Genomic DNA, 20,259 nt, shown 5'->3' with positions numbered 1-20,259 from the left:
ATACCCGCCACAACGCTAAGGCCTTTCGCCATCGCCTCCTACAAGGCCTGGCCACAGGCCACGCCGGAGGCCCAGGCCCACTGGAAGTTGTAACCGCCGAGCTGGCCGGTGACATCGAGCACCTCACCGATGAAACGCAGCTGGGGCAAGCCGTTGACCTCGAAGGTCTTCGACGACAATGCCCGGGTATCGATACCGCCCATGGTGACCTCCGCGGTACGCCAGCCCTCGGTGCCGGCGGGCTTGATACGCCAGTCGTTGAGGCGAGCGGCCCAGGCCTCGAGATCGGCATTGGCGCGTTCGGCCAGCGGGCCATCGTCGCCATGCCACTCGACCAGGGCTTGCGCCAGGCGCCGCGGCAGCCGCTCGCCCAGCCAGGTGGAGAGCCGCCGCTTGGGCGTCTCTCGACGCGCCGCTACCAGCGCCTCGAAGGCCGGCTCACCCGGCAGCAGATCGATGGCGAGCTCGTCGCCGGGGTGCCAGTGGCTCGAGGCCTGCAACATCGCCGGGCCCGACAGGCCACGATGGGTAAACAGCAGGGGCTCTCGATACTCGCCGTCCCGGCAGCGCGCCACGACCTCGGCGGAAAGACCGGAGAGCGCCGCCGTGCGCTCCTTCCAGCTCGAGGTCAGGGTGAAGGGCACCAGGGCGGCGCGTGTCTCGGTCACCTCGAGGCCGAACTGCTGAGCGATCTCGTAGCCAAAGCCGCTGGCCCCGAGGGTGGGGATCGACAGCCCGCCCGTGGCGACCACCACCGCCCCGGCATCGATGCGTCCTTGCGAGGTCTCGAGCCGCATGCCCTCGCCTTGGCGTTCGAGCCGCTCGACGGCGGTCTTGAGGCGGATGTCGACGCCGGCCCAATCGCATTCGGTGAGCAGTACCGCCAGCAGGTCCTTGGCCGAATCGGCGCAGAACAACTGGCCCGGCGCCTTCTCCACGTGCTCCAGGCCGTGACGCTCGACCAGCTCGACGAAGTGTTCCGGACGGTAGCGCTTGAGCGCCGAGATGCAGAAGTGCGGGTTGCCCGAGAAGAAGTTGGCCGGCGAGGTATCGAGGTTGGTGAAGTTACAGCGCCCGCCCCCGGACATCAGGATCTTCTTGCCGGCCTTGTTGGCATGATCGATCACCAGCACCGAGCGCCCGGCATAGCCGGCGGTCAGCGCGCACATCAAGCCGGCGGCGCCGGCGCCGATAATCACCACGTCATACTTCATGCCAGTCCTCATGCCACTCGCAGGCCCGCAGCCTCGAAAGGCCAGGCAAAAGGTCGACATGGTACCAGAGCCCGGCCACGCGAGCCCGCGCCGGCGTGATCGATGCAACGCCGCACTTCCAGCCGACGGACGCGTTGCGAAAACATTGTGCAAGGCGCGACTCCTTGACACCCTGAGGCCCGGCTTGAGGCATGCTGTCGCCATGCCTCGGCACATGTTTCGCTACGCATACTGCCGAGGGCCGACGCCCTCCTCTCGGATACTCGCCCATGACCCACGCCTCCGCTTCGCGCCGCGCCCGACCGTGGCCCAGCAGGCTCGGCGCTTGCGCCCTGCTGCTCAGCGCACTGGCGCTTTTGCCCGTGCCGACGCCCGCCCGAGCCCAGCCTGCCGACAGGCCTCCCACGCCGGTGATCGGCGCCGTGGCCAGCCACGAAAGCTGGTCCGATCCGTTGACCGCGCTCGGCACGCTGACCGCCAACGAGAGCGTGACGCTCTCGGCGACCGTGACCGATACGGTGGAGGCCATCAACTTCGAGGGGGGCGAGACGGTCGGCCGGGGCGATGTGCTGGTCGAGTTGTCAGACGCCGAGGAACGAGCGTCGCTGCGCGAGGCCCAGGCGCTACGCGCCGAACGCCAGGATGCCCTCGATCGCCTCGCCCAGCTGCAAGAGCGCAACCTGGCGCCCCGCGCCGACATCGAGGACAGCCGTTCCCGGCTGCAGCAGGTAGACGCCACCCTCCAGGGGCTACAGGCGCGCCTCGACGACTATCACATCAGCGCGCCGTTCGACGGCGTGGTCGGGGTTCGCGACATCAGCGTGGGGGCGCTGGTCACGCCGGGTGACGAGCTCGCCACCCTCGACGACGTCTCGCGCATGAAACTCGACTTCGAGGTGCCCGAGGCCCAACTAGGCGCCCTCGCCCCAGGGCTCAAGCTGAGCGCCACCACCGCCGCCTTTCCCGAACGTGTGTTCGAGGCCGAGATCGCCACCATCGATTCCCGGGTCGATCCGATCAGCCGCAGCGTCGGCGTGCGCGCCCTGCTGGACAACCCCGAGCATCGACTGCGCCCGGGCATGCTGATGCGCGTCACCCTCGAGCGCCACCCCCGCCAGGCGCTGGTGGTGCCGGAATCGGCCGTGGTGCCGCAAGGGCGGCAACGCTGGGCGTGGGTCATCACCTCCCGCGAGGCCGGACGCGTGGAGCGCCGCGAAATCGGCATCGGGGCACGGCGGCGTGGCGAGGTCGAGGTCACCGAGGGCCTGGCGCCGGGCGACCTCGTCGTCACCCATGGCAGCGATCGCCTGCACGCCGCCTCGACGGTTGAGCTGATCGGCATCCAGGACGACGCCACCAGCATCAGCGAGATCCTGCGAGCGAGCCGGCGGGAAGAGGCCTCCTGATGCGTCTGTCCGACATCTCCGTCCAGCGCCCGGTACTGGCCATCGTCATGGCGGCGCTGATCGTCGCCTTCGGCCTGCTGGCCCTCACCCGCCTGCCATTGCAGGAATACCCCACCATCGACCCGCCCGTGGTCAGCATCAGCACGTCCTACTCGGGGGCCAACGCCGACGTGGTGGAGACCCGCATCACCCAAGTGCTGGAGGAACGCATCGCCGGCATCGCCGGCATCGAGATGATCTCCTCCACCAGCAGCGACGGCTACTCCAGCATCACCATCGAGTTCGGCCTCGACAGCGATATCGACGCCGCCACCAACGATGTGCGCGATCGCATCTCGGGCGCGGCGGATAACCTGCCCGAGGAGGCCGAGCCGCCCGAGGTCAGGAAGGAAGACACCAGTTCCGAGATGGTGATGTGGCTGATGCTCTCCGGCGAGGGCTATACCACCGCCGAGTTGACCGACTACGCCGAGCGCTACCTGGTCGACGGCTTCTCGGTGCAGGAGGGCGTCTCCGGGGTGTTCGTCGGCGGCGGTCGCGAGTACGCCATGCGCGTGTGGCTCGATAACGACGCCCTCGCCGCCCGCGGGCTGGCGGTCAGCGACGTCGAAGACACCCTGCGCGAGGAGAACGTCGAGCTGCCCGGCGGCGCCGTGGAGTCCGCGGACCGTCAGTTCATCGTGCGACTGCCGCGCCACTTCACCTCCCCTGAAGACTTCCGCGGGCTGGTGCTCGAACGGGGTCAAGGCGGCTACCTGGTACGCCTCGACGACGTGGCCCGGGTGGAGCTCGGCACCGTCGAGGAGCGCTCGCTGTTCCGCGGCAACGGCGAGACCGTGGTCGGCCTGGGCATGGTCAAGCAGTCCACCGCCAACGTGATGGCGCTTTCCGACGCCGTGCGCGCGGAGATGAAGCGCGTCGCGCCACGCCTGCCCGAGGGCATGAGCCTGGCGGTCAACTATGACGCCTCCACCTTCGTGTCCGGCGCCATCCGCGAGGTACTCAGCACCCTGCTGATCGCCATCGGCCTGGTAGTGGTGGCGATATTCGTGTTCCTCGGCAACCTGCGTACCACCCTGGTGCCGGCGGTGACGGTACCGGTGACGCTGATCGGCACCTTCGCCGCCCTGGCCGCCATGGGCTTCACCATCAACCTGCTGACGCTGCTGGCCCTGGTGCTGGCCATCGGCCTGGTGGTCGACGACGCCATCGTGGTGCTGGAGAACATCCACCGTCGCATGCATCTCTTCGCCGAGACGCCCCTGGTGGCCGCCTATCGTGGGGCTCGCCAGCTGGCCTTCGCGGTCATCGCCACCAGCCTGGTACTGATCGCGGTGTTCGTGCCGCTGAGTTTCCTCCAGGGCGATGTCGGCAAGCTGTTCACCGAATTCGCGCTGACCCTCTCGGCCGCGGTGGCCATCTCCACGTTACTGGCCCTCAGTCTGACCCCGATGATGGCCTCCAAGATCCTCTCGCCGAGCCTCCACGAGGGTCGCCTGGCGCGCTGGGTCGACGGCGGCCTGCATTGGGCCCAGGGGCTCTACCGGCGCTGCCTGGAGGCGGTACTCGCCCTGCGCTGGCTGGTGGTGGCGGCCTTCATCGCCCTGGTCGCGACCATCGCCTGGCTCTACCCACAGCTGCCCTCGGAATACACCCCGCAGGAAGACCGCGGGACCTTCTTCGTGCTCATCAACGGCCCGCCCGGCGCCACCTTCTCGTACATGGAAGACTACATGGACGAGGTCGAAGCCCGCCTGCTGCCGTTGCGCGAAGACGGCGAGGTCGAGGACGTGATGATCATGTCGCCCCGTGGGCGCGGGCGCACCGAGAGCTTCAATTCCGGCTTCGCCATCGTCGGCCTGGCCGACTGGGACGAGCGCGGGCCGGCGGCCCCGGTCCTCAATGAGGTGCGCCAGAGCCTGGCCGAACTGCCCGGCATCCGCGCCTTCCCGATCATGCCCAAGGGCTTCGGCGGCGGCAGCGAGCAGGGCCTTCAGTTCGTGCTGGGCGGGGCCAGCTACGAGCAACTGGTGGCCTGGCGCGATACGCTGATGGCGCATATCCGCCAGGACAACCCCGGGCTGCTCAACCTGCAGAGCGACTACGAGGAAAACCAACCCCAGCTCTCCGTCGACATCGACTACGCCCGAGCGGCCGACCTCGGCGTCACCGTCAGCGAGATCGGCCGCACCCTGGAGACCCTGCTGGGCGGACGCACCGTCACCCGCTTCACCGACCGGGGCGAGGAATACGATGTCATCCTCGAGAGCGAACGTGGCGTGACATCGACCCCGAACGCCCTGGCGAACATCCGGGTACGCTCGGCGCGCACCGATGAACGGGTGCCGCTGTCGAGCCTGGTCGAGATCGAAACCTACGCCGGCCCCAGCCAGCTCAACCGCTACAACCGCCTGCGTACGATCACCCTGCAGGCGGACTTGGCCGATGGCTACTCCATGGGCGAGGCACTGAACTACCTCGAGCATGCCGTGGACGAGACGCTACCATCGGGCGTGCAGACCGACGTCAAGGGCGCCGCCCGGGACTATCGTGAATCCAGCGGCGCCACCACCTTCCTGCTGATCCTCGGCACCCTGGTGGTGTTCCTGGTGCTGGCCGCCCAGTTCGAGAGCTTCATCCATCCGCTGGTGATCATGCTCACCGTGCCACTGGCCATCGGCGGCGCCCTGCTCGGCCTGTGGCTCACCGGGCAATCGCTGAACATCTACAGCCAGGTGGGGCTGGTGATGCTGGTGGGGCTGGCCACCAAGAACGGCATCCTGATCGTGGAGTTCGCCAACCAGCTACGCGACCAGGGCACCGCCTTCCACGAGGCCCTGGTTCAGGCCGCCATGACCCGGCTGCGTCCCATCGTCATGACCTCGGTGACCACCATCGCCGGCTCGGTGCCGCTGATCCTCTCCAGCGGCGCCGGCGCCGAGACACGGCTGGTGCTCGGCACCGTGATCTTCACCGGGGTCGCGGCGGCCACCTTCTTCACCCTGTTCGTGGTACCGGTGGCCTACGCCCTGTTGGCCCGGCATACCGGCTCGCCCGGCGACGTCGCACGCCGCCTGGAGCGCGAAATGGGCGATCACCCGGCCCCCCATTAAGCCTCGCCCGGGTCCGCACCGCGGGCCCGGGCCACCTGACGCGTCGGCCACTCCCGTCGACACCGTCCGTATCGCCGCGAGAAGCTATGCTGTTAGACACGCACCACATTCCTGCATCGAGGAGGGCACGACGATGCTCGAACTCCTTCCCTCGGAAGCCGATCACCTGCTGGCCATGCGCATCGGCGACCGTGTCACCGCACCGGACATCCAGGTGGCCATCGATGCCATCGAAACCCTCAAGAAGATTCAGCCCCGCATCAGCCTCTACATCGAGATCGACGATATGCGCTGGATGACCTTCACCGCCTTCCTCCGCGACCTGGGCTACGGCCTGACGCAGCTCGGCGATCTTGACCGCTATTACCGCGCCGCGGTACTCAGCGACAAGCGCTGGATCCGCCACCTGGCCCGGCTCGAGGACCGGCTGTTCAAGCGCATGGAGATCCAGACCTTCCCCCTTCACGACAAGCCCAGCGCCCTGGAGTGGGTCCGCCAGCGGCCCGAATGAGCCGCGGCCGGCATCGCCGAGACCACGGCTCAAGGACCCACGCCCCGGAACCCACGACGACGACAAAAAAATGCCCCCTCGAAGGGGGCTAAGCAGGGAATGGCCGAGGCCTGCACAACGCGGGGCGCACGACGCCTTGAGCCATCACGACGTCAACCGCATCGTGCCCCCGCAGGAAAGGCTCGGGCGAGCTTTCCCGCGTTCCGACAACGTTCGCCTGGCAGGCCACCCATCCGGCTTGGCCCGCTTCCTCCGGCCAGCCACTCGGGTGCCATGCCATGCTGGGAGCATGGCGCCTTATGCCACGCAGAGCCGCATGGCATCGACGACGCACCGCGTAGGAGATCGATGACAGCGGGCCGACGCAGCCCTGCAGGCCGCCCCGGCGCCAGAGGCATGATCCGGTCGCCGAATCGAGCGGGGCGATCGAGTAGATAGCCCCCAGGCCTGGCGCGTACAATGCGCCATCCACTTCGGTCGACACCACCTAGCGTGCCGGCCCAAGCCTCTCCTTCCATGCGCCTCCCGCGAGATACTCTGCCGTGCTCTCTACCGCCAACATCACCATGCAGTTTGGCTCCAAGCCGCTGTTCGAAAACGTTTCTGTCAAATTCGGCCAAGGCCATCGCTACGGCCTGATCGGCGCCAACGGCTGTGGCAAGTCGACCCTGATCAAGATCCTCGGGGGCGACCTGGAGCCCACCAGCGGTCAGGTGATGAAAGACGCCACCACGCAACTGGGCAAGTTGCGCCAGGATCAGTTTGCCTTCGAGAACGAGCGTGTCATCGACACCGTGGTCATGGGCAACGAAGAGCTCTGGGCCGTCACCGCGGAGCGTGAGCGCATCTACTCGCTGAGCGAGATGAGCGAAGAGGATGGCATGGCGGTCGCGGATCTCGAGGTGCGCTTCGCCGAGCTCGATGGCTATACCGCCGAGGCCCGCGCCGGCGAACTGCTGTTGGGCCTGGGCATTCCCATCGAGCAGCACGGCCAGCCGATGAGCGTCGTCGCGCCGGGCTGGAAGCTTCGTGTGCTGCTGGCCCAGGCGCTGTTCAGCGACCCGGATGTGCTGCTGCTCGATGAGCCGACCAACCACCTCGATATCAATACGATTCGCTGGTTGGAGGACATCCTCAAGGCGCGCTCGTCGACCATGATCATCATCTCCCACGACCGCCACTTCCTGAACAGTGTCTGTACCCACATGGCGGACCTGGACTACGGCGAGGTGCAGCTGTTCCCCGGAAACTACGATGAGTACATGACCGCCGCCACCCAGGCGCGGGAGCGCCTGCATGCCGAAAACGCCAAGAAAAAGGCGGAGATTGCCGAGCTCCAGCAATTCGTCAGCCGCTTCTCGGCCAATGCCTCCAAGGCCAAGCAGGCGACCTCGCGCCAGCGCAAGATCGACAAGATCCAGCTCGACGAGATCAAGCCCTCGTCGCGGGTCAGCCCGTTCATTCGTTTCGAGCAGAACAAGAAGATCCATCGCCATGCCCTGGCGGTGGAAGAGCTCTCCAAGGCCTGGGATGACAACGTCTTGTTCGAGCGTCTCGGCCTGCGCATCGAAGCGGGAGAGCGTGTGGCCATCATCGGGCCCAACGGCATCGGCAAGACCACCCTGCTCAACTGCCTGGTGGGGGCGATGGCGCCTGACGCCGGCGAAGTGAAGTGGACCGATGCCGCCGATGTCGGCTATTTCGCCCAGGACCACGCGGCCGATTTCGAGGGCGGCGAGACGCTGTTCGAATGGATGCAGCAGTGGACCACCGCCGGCGAGCAGACCGTGCGCGGCGCCCTGGGGCGGATGCTGTTTTCCAATGACGACATCGGCAAGTCCGTGAAGGTGATTTCAGGGGGCGAGCAGGGGCGCATGCTGTTCGGCAAGCTCTCGCTGCAGAATCCCAACGTGCTGGTCATGGATGAGCCCACCAACCACCTCGACATGGAGTCCATCGAGGCGCTCAACCTGGCGCTGGAACACTACCCCGGCACGCTGATCTTCGTCAGCCATGACCGCGAGTTCGTCGGCTCGCTGGCCACCCGCATCATCGAGATGAAAGACGATGGCATCGTCGACTTCAGCGGCACCTACGACGACTACCTGCGCAGCCAGGGCGTTCCCGGCTAAGCCCTCCCCGCACCACGCTGCTCAAGAGCCGGCCCAGTGCCCCTGATTCGACGGGGCACTGATCCATCGCGCATCGAGCCACTCCAGGGCGCGCTTGGCCCGCGCCGACAGCGGCCATTCCGCACGATGCAGGAGCCATAGGCTGTCGACGACCTCCGGCAGCCCCTCGACGACGCGGATGGCCTCGGGATTCGCGAAGGCCTCCCGGGCGAAGCGTGGCAGCACGCTGAAGCCCAGCCCCTCGGCCACCGGCGCCAGGATCAGGCCAATCTGATTGGTGAACCCGCGACAAGGCAACCGGCCTACCCCCGGGTTGCCGGGGAAGCAGCGACTCAACAGCCGAGTGGCCATGTCATGGCCGTCGGGGTGATCGATGAAGCCAAGTCGCTCAAGGTCCTCCCAATCCTGCACGCGCTCCCAGGCCGGGACGACCAGCTCGAGCGCTTCGCGTGCAAACAGCGATACCGACAGGCGAGGCTCCTCCGGACGCTGGGTCGCAAGCCCGAATTCCACACGATTATCGAGAACGGCCTCGATGACCTCACTGGTCGGGCCAAAACGGTGTCGAATGGCGAGCTCGGGCGCCTCCTTCTGCAGGGCCAGCAGCCGTGGGTAGATCGCCAGGCCACTGCTGCCCGGGGTCATCAGGCTGATCTCGCCTTGCGTCGCATCATCGCCCGCCAGACGCTGCTGCAGCCGTTGATCGGCGGCCTGCATCTCCCGCTGGTAGTCGAGCAGGGCGTGGCCCGCGGGGGTCAACTCCAGCCCCCTCGACCGGCGCAGCAGTAGCGGCCCCAGCCGCGACTCCAGGTGCTTGATATGTTGGCTGACCGCGGCCTGGGTCAGGTCCAGGCGCTCGGCGGCACGGGTGAAGTTGCCTAGCTCGACCGAGGCTTCGAACGTGCGTAGCCAGTGTGGATTAAGCATAAGGGTTTTTTATTACTGCCATAAGGTCATGATAGTTTTTATTATGATCCACGCTCCCTAGCATGGCCAGCGTCAACTCCCCATACGACGCAGCAGGAGCACTCGCCATGAGCCAGGTCTATCCCCGCACCTTCTCCCACATCGGCATTTCGGTGCCCGATGTCGAAGCCGCCTTGAAGTTCTACACCGAGGTCCTCGGCTGGTACGTGATCATGGAGCCCACCACCATCGTCGAGGACGACTCCGCCATCGGCGTGATGTGCAGCGACGTCTTCGGGCCCGGCTGGGGATCGTTTCGCATCGCCCACATGTCGACGGGCGACCGTGTCGGTGTCGAGATGTTCGAGTTCCAGAACCAGGAAACGCCGGAGAACAACTTCGAGTACTGGAAGACCGGCGTCTTCCACTTCTGCGTGCAAGATCCCGACGTGGAAGGGCTCGCCGAGCGCATCGTCGCCGCCGGCGGCAAGCAGCGCATGCCCGTCAGGGAATACTTCCCCGGCGAGAAGCCGTTCCGCATGGTCTACATGGAAGACCCCTTCGGCAACATCCTCGAGATCTACAGCCACAGCTACGAGCTGACCTATTCCGCCGGAGCCTACGCGTCCTGAGGCGAGTGGCACGACACGCCATTCACCGTGTGCAGATGCCCGGGCCCAGGTAGCTCACTCGCATGTCGCCCCGCCAATTCGGGATCCTGCCATCAACCGCGCCACGCCGGGCCCGGGCGCCTGCCCCCCGGCGTTTGTGCATATTAGCGTTTGCCTAAGGGCGTGTTGTTGTCGAATACTGTATAAACAAACAGCTTTTGACAAGAGGCACCGCCATGCGCAACCCCGAGACCCGTCATCCTCACCCGGCACCGTCGTACCGCGCCCTGCCCCACCCGCTGGCCACCATCCGCGCCGGCATCTCCGGCTTCCCCTCGCCGGCGGAGGACTACGTCGGCCGCACACTCGACCTCAACGAGCGGCTGGTGAAGCGCCCCGCGGCCACGTTCTTCATGACCGTTACCGGCGACAGCATGGTCGAGTTCGGCATCCAGGACGGCGACACCCTGGTGGTGGACCGCTCGATCGACGCCCGCCCCGGGCACATCGTCGTCGCCCTGGTCGACGGCGAAGTGATCGTGAAGCGCTACGAGATGATCGGGAAGCGGCCCTACCTGTGCTCCGGCAACAACCAGTATGCGCCGATACCTATCGCCAACCTCGACTGCCAGGTGTGGGGTGTGGTGCGCTCGGTCATCCACGAGTACGCCGTATGAGCGGCCAGATGATCGGATTAGTGGACTGCAACAACTTCTACGTGAGCTGCGAACGCGTCTTCCAGCCACGGCTCGAGGGCCTGCCGGTGGGCGTGATGTCCAACAACGACGGCTGCGTGATCGCCCGCTCCCATGAGCTCAAGGCCCTGGGCGTCGAGATGGGCACCCCGGCCTTCGAGCTGCAGCAGTGGGTCAACCTGGGCCGCATCCAGCTGCTCTCGTCCAACTACGAGCTCTACGGCGACATGAGCGCCCGGGTGCGCGAGGTGCTCGAGGAGTTCTCCGCCGGCATCGAGCCCTACTCCATCGATGAGATGTTCGTCAGGTTCGACGGCTTCGACGCCGCCGCCACCCAGGCACTCGCGCGCACGCTCTACCGCAACGTGCGCCAGTTCACCGGCATCCCCGTCTGCGTGGGCGTGTCGCCCACCCGCACCCTGGCCAAGCTTGCTAACCGCGCCGCCAAGAAGCTGCCGGAATACGGTGGCGTGTGCGTGATGCACGCCGACGGCGACGACACCCGCCGCTTGCTCGAGCGCACTGCCCTGGGCGACGTATGGGGCGTCGGCCGCCGGCTGGTCGAGCGGCTGGCCATCCAGGGCATCGAGACCGCCTGGGATCTCCGCCAGGCCGACCCCAAGGCCATCCGCCAGCGCTACTCCGTCACCCTCGAGCACACCGTACGCGAGCTCCAGGGCACGCCCTGCATCGAGCTCAACGACGCCAGCGAGCCCCGCCAGCGCATCATGACCTCGCGCTCCTTCGGCCGGTTGACCGGCGAGCTCGGCGACCTGCAGGACGCCATCCGCCAGCACGCCCAGCGCGGCGCCGAAAAACTCCGCCAGCAGGACAGCCACGCCCGCGCCGTGCTCGTGTTCCTCAAGACCAACCGCCACCGGCCCGACCTGGCCCAGTACTCGCCCAGCGTCGTCGTCGAGCTGCCCGAGCCCACCGACGACAGCCGGCCGATCCTGGCCGCCGCGCAGCAGGGGCTCGAGGCGATCTATCGCCGCGGGTATCGCTTCATGAAGGCCGGCGTGATGTTGCTCGACCTGGTGGACGCCAACCGCGAGCAGCTCTCGCTGCTCGACACGCCCGAACGGGAAGCCCAGCGCGAGCGCGACCACAAGCTGATGGCCGCCCTGGACGAGCTCAACGGGAAGATGGGCAAGGGCACCGTGCGCCTGGGCGTGCCGCGCAAGAATGCCGCCTGGCACCTGCGTTGCGCGCACCGCACGCCACGGTGGACGACGCAGTGGCGGGAACTAAGGAAGGTAAAAGCTTAAAGGTGGAGATGTATTGGCTGCACAGAATTAAAAACAATTGTCATGAGAATTATGCAGCGAAGAAGTCAACAGCAAAAATAAACTAAAATCAAAATGCCTGACCAAACCCCAAACCTAGCAATGCAAAAAACACCAAGATAAATATTAGCATATTTACATGTGTATCGCACAAACGAAAACTGTGTTATACTAAACTTGCAAGGTTGTTAAAAACCTATAAAGTAATTACATCAAGAGAGTTAAGCATGGAAGCTAACGCGCCTCCTGAGCAATCTAACAGCCAAGCCATTGAAACTTTAAAAAGCTTGCTTGACTCACAAAGCGAGGTGATAGAAAGCCTGCAGCGAAAAATTTTAGTACTAGAGACCAAGGTCGAATCAAATGGGAATTTAAGCTCACAATACGAGTCTTTGTACAACTCCACTTTCGATACCTTTAACAACGCTCTCACCATTGTCACACTGTTAGTTGCTGCTGCAAGCTTTTTGGGTGTTTTCGGACTTTGGTGGCACAGACGAAGCGATATTAATGATCTCGTAGCCAAGACAAAAAAAGAAATAAAAACGCAGTCAGATAGCCATAAAATTATCGGCGAGGCTGTAAATGAAACTTTGTACACTGACGACTACTATCAGCCGCTTCATAACAAAATAAAAGAAGAAATCATTGAGCATGTTGATGTAAGAGTCGAAAGAGCGGTGGAATCGGCAGCATTCAAGCACACTGACAGCTCTGTATCACGATTCAGAAACAGCATCGTACAACAAGACAAGACAGATGCCACCTCCCCTGAAGGAGAGAAATAAAATGGAGATCCAGAAATTCATATCAGCTAATAGGGCAGCCGCAATCAGAACTCCAAACGAGCTTCTGAAAATGGCTTATGGACTCCAAATCGAAGAGATAGAACCACCTATTGATGTCGAGAATATCTCAAAGAAAATCGAAAATGTAAAGCTATCAAAAAACATAAACTCTTTCGAACGTCTTAGCCGTTCAGGTGAGATAAAAGTTCAAAGAGACACAGGGGAGCAGTTCATAGAGATATGGATCAACCCTACACACCATACAAATCGGCAGCGGTTCACCATCGCTCACGAACTTGGTCACTTGTTCAATGATATACTTCCACACATTAACGACATAAACTATAAAGATGAGTTTACAGACAATGATGAAATAATGTTCAAACGAGCAGGAGAGCAAAAGCTTGAAGAATATCTGGCAAACTCCTTTGCTGCAGATCTGCTGATGCCTAAAGAAATAATCTCAAGAAAAGTAAATGAGATCATCCAAGTGGCCGAAGAGCAAAAGCAAAAACTATTTTTGAATGAAGTCATCCAAACACTTTGCGAAATGTTTCAAACTTCATATCAAGCAATGGAAATACGACTCAAAAATCTTGGCTATATAGATTAAAGCTCATCGACACCAAATCCATTTAAAATGCCAGCCGCTTGGCTGGCATTTTAATCAAATATAGCCAAGCAAAATCTGTCTATTCAAACAAATATGATGGAGAATTTGCTGACGTTTATTGCCACCTAAGCCTGGACTTCTATTACCAGCGACTTGTGCCTGATAGCTAGAAATTGCGACATTTGCCCCAAACTCACCGGGTCTAGATGCAACCTGGCGACACAATTGCCCAGCAGCATCTAAAAACTTCCCCTCCACAGTACCAGCCTCCCTATCAGTTTCGGCTGAAACAAAATGCTCAACCCAAACCTCCCCAGAGTTTGGTTCTTTATAAGTGGCATGGACAACAACAGCACCGGGAGGGCCACCCGAACCGGGAATGGCCGTAGATAACACCGTAAAATCACCATAACCACAAGAAGCTTGGCGAAAGCCTAAGTATTGACGAGAAAAAAATTCTGCGCCACCGTAATCGGCATTCCTGGTCTGCGCGTTGAAACAGTCTAAAATCTCGATAGTCTTTTGAGGAGAGAGCCCGCCACGAGCTTGGGGCTCAATCCCACCAGCCTTGATTACTTGCAAGCCAACTCTAGAATCCTGGTCTAATCTAGATACTTCAATGGCAGAAAGTGCTGGCGAATTATAGACAAGAACAGCAGAGCCACTGCGAAACTGATTCAAAAAATTATCAACATCCGCATACGAAACTCTATCATCACACAGCAACGCTGGAGTAAAGTCTACAGTTGGAGTAACCTGAGATGTCAGCGACGAAAGCCAACCGCTGAGATTAGCTTGATCCCTAAACTCGCCTCGCACCGGATTCAGAATAACTGTGAGAGGAAAATTCTGACTGGAAAGACGCTGAATGGCTCTCTTTAGATCTCCAACGTCACTCTTTAAAGGCTCAACGACAGGAGAAACATTGCGATCGCCCGGATGGTTCGTCGCGAAGTCTCTTAATGCTAAAAGTTCATATTTTCGTCCATAAAGATAAGGATAATACATTACTTTAGCTCCCTGAACATTGAATTTCACACCAGCATCTGATCCAGAACGTTCAGTATATTCGTCCTTTTTTTCTCAGACAGTGGCGTTGCGTAGCCAAGTGCTTTTAGGCTGTATGGAAGCCTAGAAATAAATAGCTGAGTTTTTTTATCAGTCTTCCTCTTCCTCATTTGCTCGACATAGAGCCTATGTGCTGACTCAACATCAAGCAAACTAAAAGCCCTAAAACAAGCCTCGTATATCAAGCCATTGGGCAACTCAATTTTTTCACCTATCACTTTTTCCGCGATACTAACCTGTTCTGATCGACGCAAGCATCTGAACATAACTTCATGCTTTAATCTAGAAACATCAGAACAGACTGGCTTCACCTCTCTTAAACTTCCTCTCTTGGAAAGGGACAGCATTCCCACTTCATCGGGAATATATGAAAGGTACTTTTTAACCGAGCTATCCGACACGACCACATAGACTTTTTCAAAAGCCTTGAGATAGCTTTCGCTTTGAGACCTCAACCTGAACGCACTGTCAAAATCCGTTTTTATTTCATAAGCTGTAGACGTGCCATTGTATATGGCCATATCAGCAATAGACCCACTGACAGGCAACTCTACATGCAAAGCTGCGGTGTTAGGACTATGGCGACCAAAGACTATACGATTGGCCAGCTCCGTTTTGTAAACATACTCATTCCTGTACGAATGCTTAAGCCTATTCCAGGCCTGATCAAAGACTTCACCAACGCGAAGCCCCTTAGAGTCAAATAATTTTTTCTCGCCGAACATTTCCGAGATCAAGTTTCGCGAATCAGCGAAACTCGAAATCATTTCAAAGCTCGGCCGGGTAAACCGAGCGGCCAGAGCAGTAGGATCTGTATCAGCAAAAGTGCATATCATGATTCAGCCCATCAACATCAAAATGCGCCGGAGTATAGTCCAACGCTCCAGCATCACAACACCCGCCCAACCCGAATCTCACACCACCCCAGGATCGCCACGTCCTTCATGTCATGCGGCTTGATCAATTCCTTCTCATAACGCGGGTTGTCGCTGATCAGCAGCCAGGCGCCGCCGGCGACGCGCTGCACACGCTTGATGCGCCGCTCGTCGTGCACGAGTAGCAGAAACACCCCTTCCGGGTGCGGGTCGCGGCTGCTGCGGTCCACCAGCACCCAGTCGCCGTCGGCCAGGGTGCCGTCCATCGAGTCGCCGCGGACCTTCACCCCGGCCACCTGGGCCGGGTCGAGGCCCTGGGCGGCGAGCTATTCGGTGGGGAAGTACAGCGTGGTCTCAACCTCCTCCCGCTCGAGCGAGCGGCCATCGCCGGCTGCGGTATAGATGCATTCAAGAAGAAAGCGTACATCTCCAACCCTAAGGCTGCTCACAACACTTAGGACACAGTACCGAAAGCCTGAACGGCTGTCATGCCTGAATTAGGAAATGATTGCCTAAATGAGGCATGGCGGCAGGAAGAGCGACAGCACGGGGAAAAAGGCCGCCCAAAGGCATCTTGATGGGGCCTATGGAAACCAGGCATTAGGTGGGGCCAAAGTGTGGGGTAAAAGATACAGACAAAGAAAAAGCCGCTGATTTCTCAGCGGCTTAATCGAAATTCTTGGCGGAGGGGGAGGGATTCGAACCCTCGAAGCCTTTCGGCTTACACACTTTCCAGGCGCGCTCCTTCGACCACTCGGACACCCCTCCGCATTGTGCTTCTCGAATCGATAGGCTTGCTGCCTTTTCCTCGAGAACGGCGCACATATTATCGCCTTAACTCCGTGTTAGCAAGACGTTTTTTCGATTTCTTGCCGGTCGGGGCAAGCGGCTCATTCGGCCGGGCGCACGGCGTAGTCGCCGTGGGCCTCGAGGCATAAGGTGTCGCCGCACCACAGCCGCTGCACCAGGGCGATGCGCCCCCTCCCCCGCTCCGCCATGCGCTCCCTGAGACGGGCCGGCGCGTCCTCGCTTTCGGGCGCGCAGGTCAGCCGGTAGCCGCCGGTGACCGGCGCCAGGAAGCGCTGACGGGCCTCGGCCACCACCACATCTCGCTCATATCCGTGGCGACGCAACCAGAGCGTCGTCCACGACCAGCCGAGCAACGTGGCCTGGGCGGCCAGGGACCCGCCGAAGCCGGTGCCCTTGTCGTTGAGGTTCGGCGCGATGGCAAGCCGCCATTCGAGCGTTTCACCCTCACGGTGCATGGCCTCGATGCCCAGCTGCTTGGCCATCGGGATGGCCTCGCCGAGCCAGGCCAGGAAGGTCGCCGAGTCGTCCTCGTCACCCGCCGGCGGCAACGGCAGGCGCGGGTGAGCGGTGCCAGGCTCGCGCATGCTCAGCACCAACGCTCGACGAAGGCGTCGACGTCGTGCTCGGGCACCGGGCGGTGGCGACCAGCGAGCTGCCCGAGGTAGAGGAAGCCGACCAGCTCGTCCTGTTCGCCCAGGCCGAGGCCTTCACGCACCGTGGCGTCGAAGGCGTACTTGCCGGTGCGCCACATGGCGCCAAGGCCCTGGGCGTGGGCGGCCAGCAACAGGCCGTGGGCGGCGCAGCCGGCGGAGATCACCTGTTCGACCCGCGGCACCTTGGGCTCGTCCAACGTGACCCTGGCGGCCACGGCGATGATCATCGGTGCCCGCTTGGGCTTCTTGCGTGCCCCATCGAGCACGGCTTCGGGGGCCTCGGGGTTGTCGACGCGCTCGGCCTCGGCGAACAGCTCGCCGAGCCGCTCTAGCCCATCACCCGAGAACTCGATGAATCGCCAGGGCCGCAGTTCCTTGTGGTCCGGGGCACGCAACGCCGCCCGGTACATGGCCTCGAGCTGCGCCCCACCGGGAGCCGGCCCCATCAGCTTGCCCATGGAGCTGCGTTCATGCAGCAGCGTCATCGCGTCCATCGGTGTCTCCTTGGCCGTCAAACGAGAAATGTTCTCGATACTCTATCAGCCCGCGCCATCGCTGTCGTGCCGGGCGGGCTGTCGCGACGCGCCTACTGCCTCGCCAGGCGCAGCGGCGACGGCGGCCGTTCGCCCGGCGTAGCGCGCCAGGGGCTGATGTCGAGCCCGCCGCGCCGCACGTAGCGCGCCAGCACCAGTAACCGCTCGGGCTTCGCCCGGGCCATCAGGTCCATGAAGATGTGCTCGACGCAGTGCTCGTGGAAGTCCTGATGCTGGCGATAGCCGATCAGGTAGCGAAGCAAACCGTCGCGGTCGAGGCGCGGCCCGCGATAGCGGATCATCACACTGCCCCAGTCGGGCTGGCCGGTGACCGGGCAGTTGGACTTGAGCAGGTGCGAGTGCAGGGTCTCTTCGACGATCTCGTCGCCCGCGACCAGGTGCTCGGCGCTGGGCGTGTAGTCGTCGATCTCGATGTCGCGCTCGTCGATGCACTCCCCCGGCAGCCGGCGCGGCATGAGCGCCTCGTCGTCGACGCCGAGCAACGCCACGCAGACCGGCGCGCCGGCCGCGGCGCCGAGATCGCGCGTCATCACCGCCTGCACCTCATCCGGCGAGGCGAAACGGGTCTGGTTGAAGCCGTTGAGATAGAGCTTCCACGACTTGGATTCGATCAGCCGCGGCGAATCCGCCGGCAGCCGGAAGCGCGCCACGGCGACGATCGGCTTGCCACGCGCGTTGAGCCAGGAGACCTCGAAGGCGTGCCATTCGTCTTCGCCGGCGAACGGCAGCGCGCCCTCCTCGATCCCCAGCGGGCCACGGTTGGCGGCGCGCTCAATCGCATACAGCAGCCCGGCATCATAGGCTTCCGGGTAGGCGGACTCGCGGCCCAGCGGGGCCTCCTTGAGCGTCTCGGGGCGGTCGTGTGCCATCGTTTAACTCCTAATGCCCTTGCCGTTCTCGAGCATCCACAGCGCGACGCCGAACAGTACCGCGATGAAGCCGAAAATCGCGGCCAGCGCCCACCCTACCGGGATGTCGGAGACCCCCAGGAAGCCGTAACGGAAGACGTTGACCATGTAGAGAATCGGGTTGAGCATCGAGGCGCCCTGCCAGAAGGTCGGCAGCAGCGAGATCGAGTAGAACACCCCGCCCAGGTAGGTCAGCGGCGTCAGCACGAAGGTCGGCACGATGGAGATGTCGTCGAACTTCTTGCCCAGCAGCGCGTTGATGAAGCCGCCGATGGCGAACAGCGCCGCGGTCAGCACCACCACCAGGATGGTCAGCAGCGGATGCGCCACATCGATGCGGGTGAAGAACAGCGACACCAGGGTCACGATGACGCCCACCCCCAGGCCGCGGGCCATGCCCCCCAGCACGAAGCCGGCGAGGATGACCCAGTTAGGCATCGGCGAGACCATCATCTCCTCCACGCTGCGCTGGAACTTGTTGGAGAAGAAGGACGATGCCACGTTGGAATAGCTGTTGGTGATCACCGCCATCATGATCAGCCCGGGGACGATGAAGTCCATGTAGTCGAAGCCATCCATGCCCCCGATGCGCGAACCGATCAGGTTGCCGAAGATGATGAAGTACATGGTCATGGTGATCGACGGCGGCAGCAGGGTCTGCGGCCAGATCCGGGTGAAGCGGCGAATCTCCTTGGACACCAGCGTCCATAGGGCGATGGCGATCTGGGTGGCGTTCATGAACTGGCCTCCTGGTCGGACTTCCCTGTCTGTTGCCCCTCTTCCACCATGGACACGAACATCTCCTCGAGCCGGTTGGCGCGATTGCGCATCGACACCACCTCGATGCCTTGCTGGCCGAGGGTGTCGAAGACGGCATTCAGGCGCTGGCCGCGATGGACCATGACCGCCAGCTGGGCGTCATCCACCTTCCTGACCTCGAAGCCCTCGATGGCCGGCGCCGACTCGACCGGGTGAGCCAGGTCGAGCAGGAAGGTCTCGGTGTCGAGCTCGGCGAGCAGCTCGCGCACGCCGGTGTCACGGATGATCTTGCCGTGATTGATGATGCCTACCCGCCGGCACAGGCTCTCGGCCTCTTCCAGGTAGTGAGTGGTGAGGATGATGGTGGTGCCTTCCTGCTCGTTGATACGGCGCATGTACTCCCACATGCTGCGACGCAGCTCGATGTCGACCCCGGCGGTGGGCTCATCGAGGATCAGCAGCTTGGGGCGATGCATCAGGGCACGGGCGATCATCAATCGACGTTTCATGCCGCCGGAGAGCATGCGCGCGCTGCCGTTGCGCTTGTCCCACAGCCCCAGGTCGCGCAACAGCTCCTCGGCGCGTGGCAGGGCCTCGCGGCGCGACATGCCGTAGTAACCGGCCTGGGCCAGCACGATGTCGATGACCTTCTCGAACTGGTTGAAGTTGAACTCCTGGGGCACCACGCCCAGATGGTACTTGGCCCGGGCGAAATCGGTGTCGATGTCGATGCCGAAGATCGAGACCTTCCCGGCGCTCTTCTGCACCAGCGAGCAGACCACCCCAAGGGTGGTGGACTTGCCCGCCCCGTTGGGGCCCAGCAAGGCATAGAAGTCGCCCTGGGCGACGTCGAGGTCGATGCCCTTGAGGGCTTGGAAGCCATTGCCGTAGACCTTGGTCAGGCCACGAATGGACAGCGCCGGTTCGGCCATGAGCGATCCTGTTCGATTGGATGAGTGTCGTGGAGGGCCCACTATATGGGGGCATATCGCCATCGGTTCAAGTTCGACGGCATCGTGAGCGTACGGCGACACCCGGCGATGACGGAGAACGCTGGCGAGCATGTCGGGGCTGCGACAGGCAGAAAAAAGCGGCAAGATGCCCGGAAAATGCGCCGTCGAGAACGGCCAGGCAAGCGACCCGGAAGGCGATTCCGAGGCGGCGGAACATGCGAAGCGATCTGAATCTGGAGCGGGAAACGAGATTCGAACTCGCGACCCTCGCCTTGGCAAGGCGATGCTCTACCACTGAGCTATTCCCGCTTGGAAGGGGTACTACGAAGTGGCGTCCCATAGGGGGTTTGAACCCCTGTTACCGCCGTGAAAGGGCGGTGTCCTGGACCACTAGACGAATGGGA

The 20,259-nt window shown here is 62.3% G+C and carries 19 protein-coding genes and 2 tRNA genes; 9 read left to right on the top strand and 12 right to left on the bottom strand.

Features of this window, described 5'->3' with window-relative positions:
- Nucleotides 1-38 precede the first annotated feature (38 nt).
- The gene (locus ETC07_RS05625) at nucleotides 39-1,214 is read right to left on the bottom strand and encodes a BaiN/RdsA family NAD(P)/FAD-dependent oxidoreductase (RefSeq protein WP_136247529.1); all 1,176 of its coding nucleotides are present in this window, start codon (nucleotides 1,212-1,214) and stop codon (nucleotides 39-41) included.
- Nucleotides 1,215-1,483: 269 nt separating this feature from the next.
- On the opposite strand from ETC07_RS05625, the gene ETC07_RS05620 reads away from it, so the two are divergent.
- The 4 genes from ETC07_RS05620 (at nucleotide 1,484) to ETC07_RS05605 (ending at nucleotide 8,376) form a co-directional block, all read left to right on the top strand.
- Complete coding sequence (locus tag ETC07_RS05620) at nucleotides 1,484-2,620, top strand: efflux RND transporter periplasmic adaptor subunit (protein ID WP_136247528.1); 1,137 nt, start codon at nucleotides 1,484-1,486, stop codon at nucleotides 2,618-2,620.
- Complete coding sequence (locus ETC07_RS05615) at nucleotides 2,620-5,733, top strand: efflux RND transporter permease subunit (protein ID WP_136247527.1); 3,114 nt, start codon at nucleotides 2,620-2,622, stop codon at nucleotides 5,731-5,733. Before ETC07_RS05620 ends, ETC07_RS05615 begins: the two co-directional genes overlap by 1 nt.
- A gap of 133 nt (nucleotides 5,734-5,866) precedes the next feature.
- Nucleotides 5,867-6,244, top strand: coding sequence for a SpoIIAA family protein (locus tag ETC07_RS05610; RefSeq protein ID WP_136247526.1), 378 nt, complete (start codon nucleotides 5,867-5,869; stop codon nucleotides 6,242-6,244).
- A gap of 542 nt (nucleotides 6,245-6,786) precedes the next feature.
- Nucleotides 6,787-8,376, top strand: a complete 1,590-nt coding sequence (locus ETC07_RS05605) for an ABC-F family ATPase (RefSeq protein WP_136247525.1) — start codon at nucleotides 6,787-6,789, stop codon at nucleotides 8,374-8,376.
- Between the two features lie 21 nt (nucleotides 8,377-8,397).
- Here the strand turns inward: ETC07_RS05605 and ETC07_RS05600 are convergent, their stop codons facing one another.
- A complete protein-coding gene (locus ETC07_RS05600) occupies nucleotides 8,398-9,303 on the bottom strand; it encodes a LysR family transcriptional regulator (protein WP_136247524.1) in 906 nt (301 codons plus the stop codon).
- Nucleotides 9,304-9,410: 107 nt separating this feature from the next.
- On the opposite strand from ETC07_RS05600, the gene ETC07_RS05595 reads away from it, so the two are divergent.
- The 5 genes from ETC07_RS05595 (at nucleotide 9,411) to ETC07_RS05575 (ending at nucleotide 13,275) form a co-directional block, all read left to right on the top strand.
- Nucleotides 9,411-9,914, top strand: coding sequence for a lactoylglutathione lyase family protein (locus tag ETC07_RS05595; protein ID WP_136247523.1), 504 nt, complete (start codon nucleotides 9,411-9,413; stop codon nucleotides 9,912-9,914).
- Between the two features lie 215 nt (nucleotides 9,915-10,129).
- Complete coding sequence (locus ETC07_RS05590; RefSeq protein WP_136247522.1) at nucleotides 10,130-10,570, top strand: LexA family protein; 441 nt, start codon at nucleotides 10,130-10,132, stop codon at nucleotides 10,568-10,570.
- Between the two features lie 8 nt (nucleotides 10,571-10,578).
- Nucleotides 10,579-11,856, top strand: coding sequence for a Y-family DNA polymerase (locus ETC07_RS05585; RefSeq protein WP_136247699.1), 1,278 nt, complete (start codon nucleotides 10,579-10,581; stop codon nucleotides 11,854-11,856).
- Between the two features lie 245 nt (nucleotides 11,857-12,101).
- Nucleotides 12,102-12,662, top strand: a complete 561-nt coding sequence (locus ETC07_RS05580) for a hypothetical protein (protein ID WP_136247521.1) — start codon at nucleotides 12,102-12,104, stop codon at nucleotides 12,660-12,662.
- A gap of 1 nt (nucleotide 12,663) precedes the next feature.
- Nucleotides 12,664-13,275, top strand: a complete 612-nt coding sequence (locus ETC07_RS05575; protein ID WP_168709171.1) for an ImmA/IrrE family metallo-endopeptidase — start codon at nucleotides 12,664-12,666, stop codon at nucleotides 13,273-13,275.
- Nucleotides 13,276-13,329: 54 nt separating this feature from the next.
- Here ETC07_RS05575 and ETC07_RS05570 read toward each other — a convergent pair whose 3' ends face one another.
- The 10 genes from ETC07_RS05570 to ETC07_RS05525 form a co-directional block, all read right to left on the bottom strand.
- Entirely contained in the window at nucleotides 13,330-14,283 is a 954-nt protein-coding gene (locus ETC07_RS05570) for a sce7725 family protein (protein WP_136247519.1), read from the bottom strand.
- Nucleotides 14,284-14,309: 26 nt separating this feature from the next.
- Entirely contained in the window at nucleotides 14,310-15,179 is an 870-nt protein-coding gene (locus ETC07_RS05565) for a sce7726 family protein (protein ID WP_136247518.1), read from the bottom strand.
- Between the two features lie 53 nt (nucleotides 15,180-15,232).
- Entirely contained in the window at nucleotides 15,233-15,514 is a 282-nt protein-coding gene (locus tag ETC07_RS05560; RefSeq protein WP_276605500.1) for a S24 family peptidase, read from the bottom strand.
- Between the two features lie 384 nt (nucleotides 15,515-15,898).
- Nucleotides 15,899-15,986, bottom strand: a tRNA-Ser gene (locus ETC07_RS05555).
- A 122-nt stretch (nucleotides 15,987-16,108) separates the two neighbouring features.
- Nucleotides 16,109-16,612 (bottom strand): YiiD C-terminal domain-containing protein, encoded by a 504-nt coding sequence (locus ETC07_RS05550; protein ID WP_136247516.1) that lies wholly within the window; start codon nucleotides 16,610-16,612, stop codon nucleotides 16,109-16,111.
- Between the two features lie 2 nt (nucleotides 16,613-16,614).
- Nucleotides 16,615-17,175: a nitroreductase family protein gene (locus ETC07_RS05545; protein ID WP_136247515.1), complete on the bottom strand. Its 561-nt coding sequence runs from the start codon at nucleotides 17,173-17,175 to the stop codon at nucleotides 16,615-16,617.
- Nucleotides 17,176-17,267: 92 nt separating this feature from the next.
- Entirely contained in the window at nucleotides 17,268-18,104 is an 837-nt protein-coding gene (gene queF, locus ETC07_RS05540; RefSeq protein WP_136247514.1) for an NADPH-dependent 7-cyano-7-deazaguanine reductase QueF, read from the bottom strand.
- A gap of 3 nt (nucleotides 18,105-18,107) precedes the next feature.
- Nucleotides 18,108-18,881: an ABC transporter permease gene (locus ETC07_RS05535; protein WP_136247513.1), complete on the bottom strand. Its 774-nt coding sequence runs from the start codon at nucleotides 18,879-18,881 to the stop codon at nucleotides 18,108-18,110.
- The gene (locus tag ETC07_RS05530; RefSeq protein WP_136247512.1) at nucleotides 18,878-19,834 is read right to left on the bottom strand and encodes an ABC transporter ATP-binding protein; all 957 of its coding nucleotides are present in this window, start codon (nucleotides 19,832-19,834) and stop codon (nucleotides 18,878-18,880) included. The genes ETC07_RS05535 and ETC07_RS05530 overlap by 4 nt, the downstream gene beginning before the upstream one ends.
- 255 nt (nucleotides 19,835-20,089) lie before the next feature.
- A tRNA-Gly gene (locus ETC07_RS05525) sits at nucleotides 20,090-20,164 on the bottom strand.
- Nucleotides 20,165-20,259: the final 95 nt, after the last annotated feature.

It is taken from the genome of Halomonas borealis, from assembly GCF_004798905.1.
GTDB classification, from domain to species: Bacteria; Pseudomonadota; Gammaproteobacteria; order Pseudomonadales; family Halomonadaceae; genus Halomonas; species Halomonas borealis.
The sequence above is the reverse complement of the archived record's forward strand: the minus strand, read 5'-3'. Positions and strand labels throughout refer to the sequence as shown.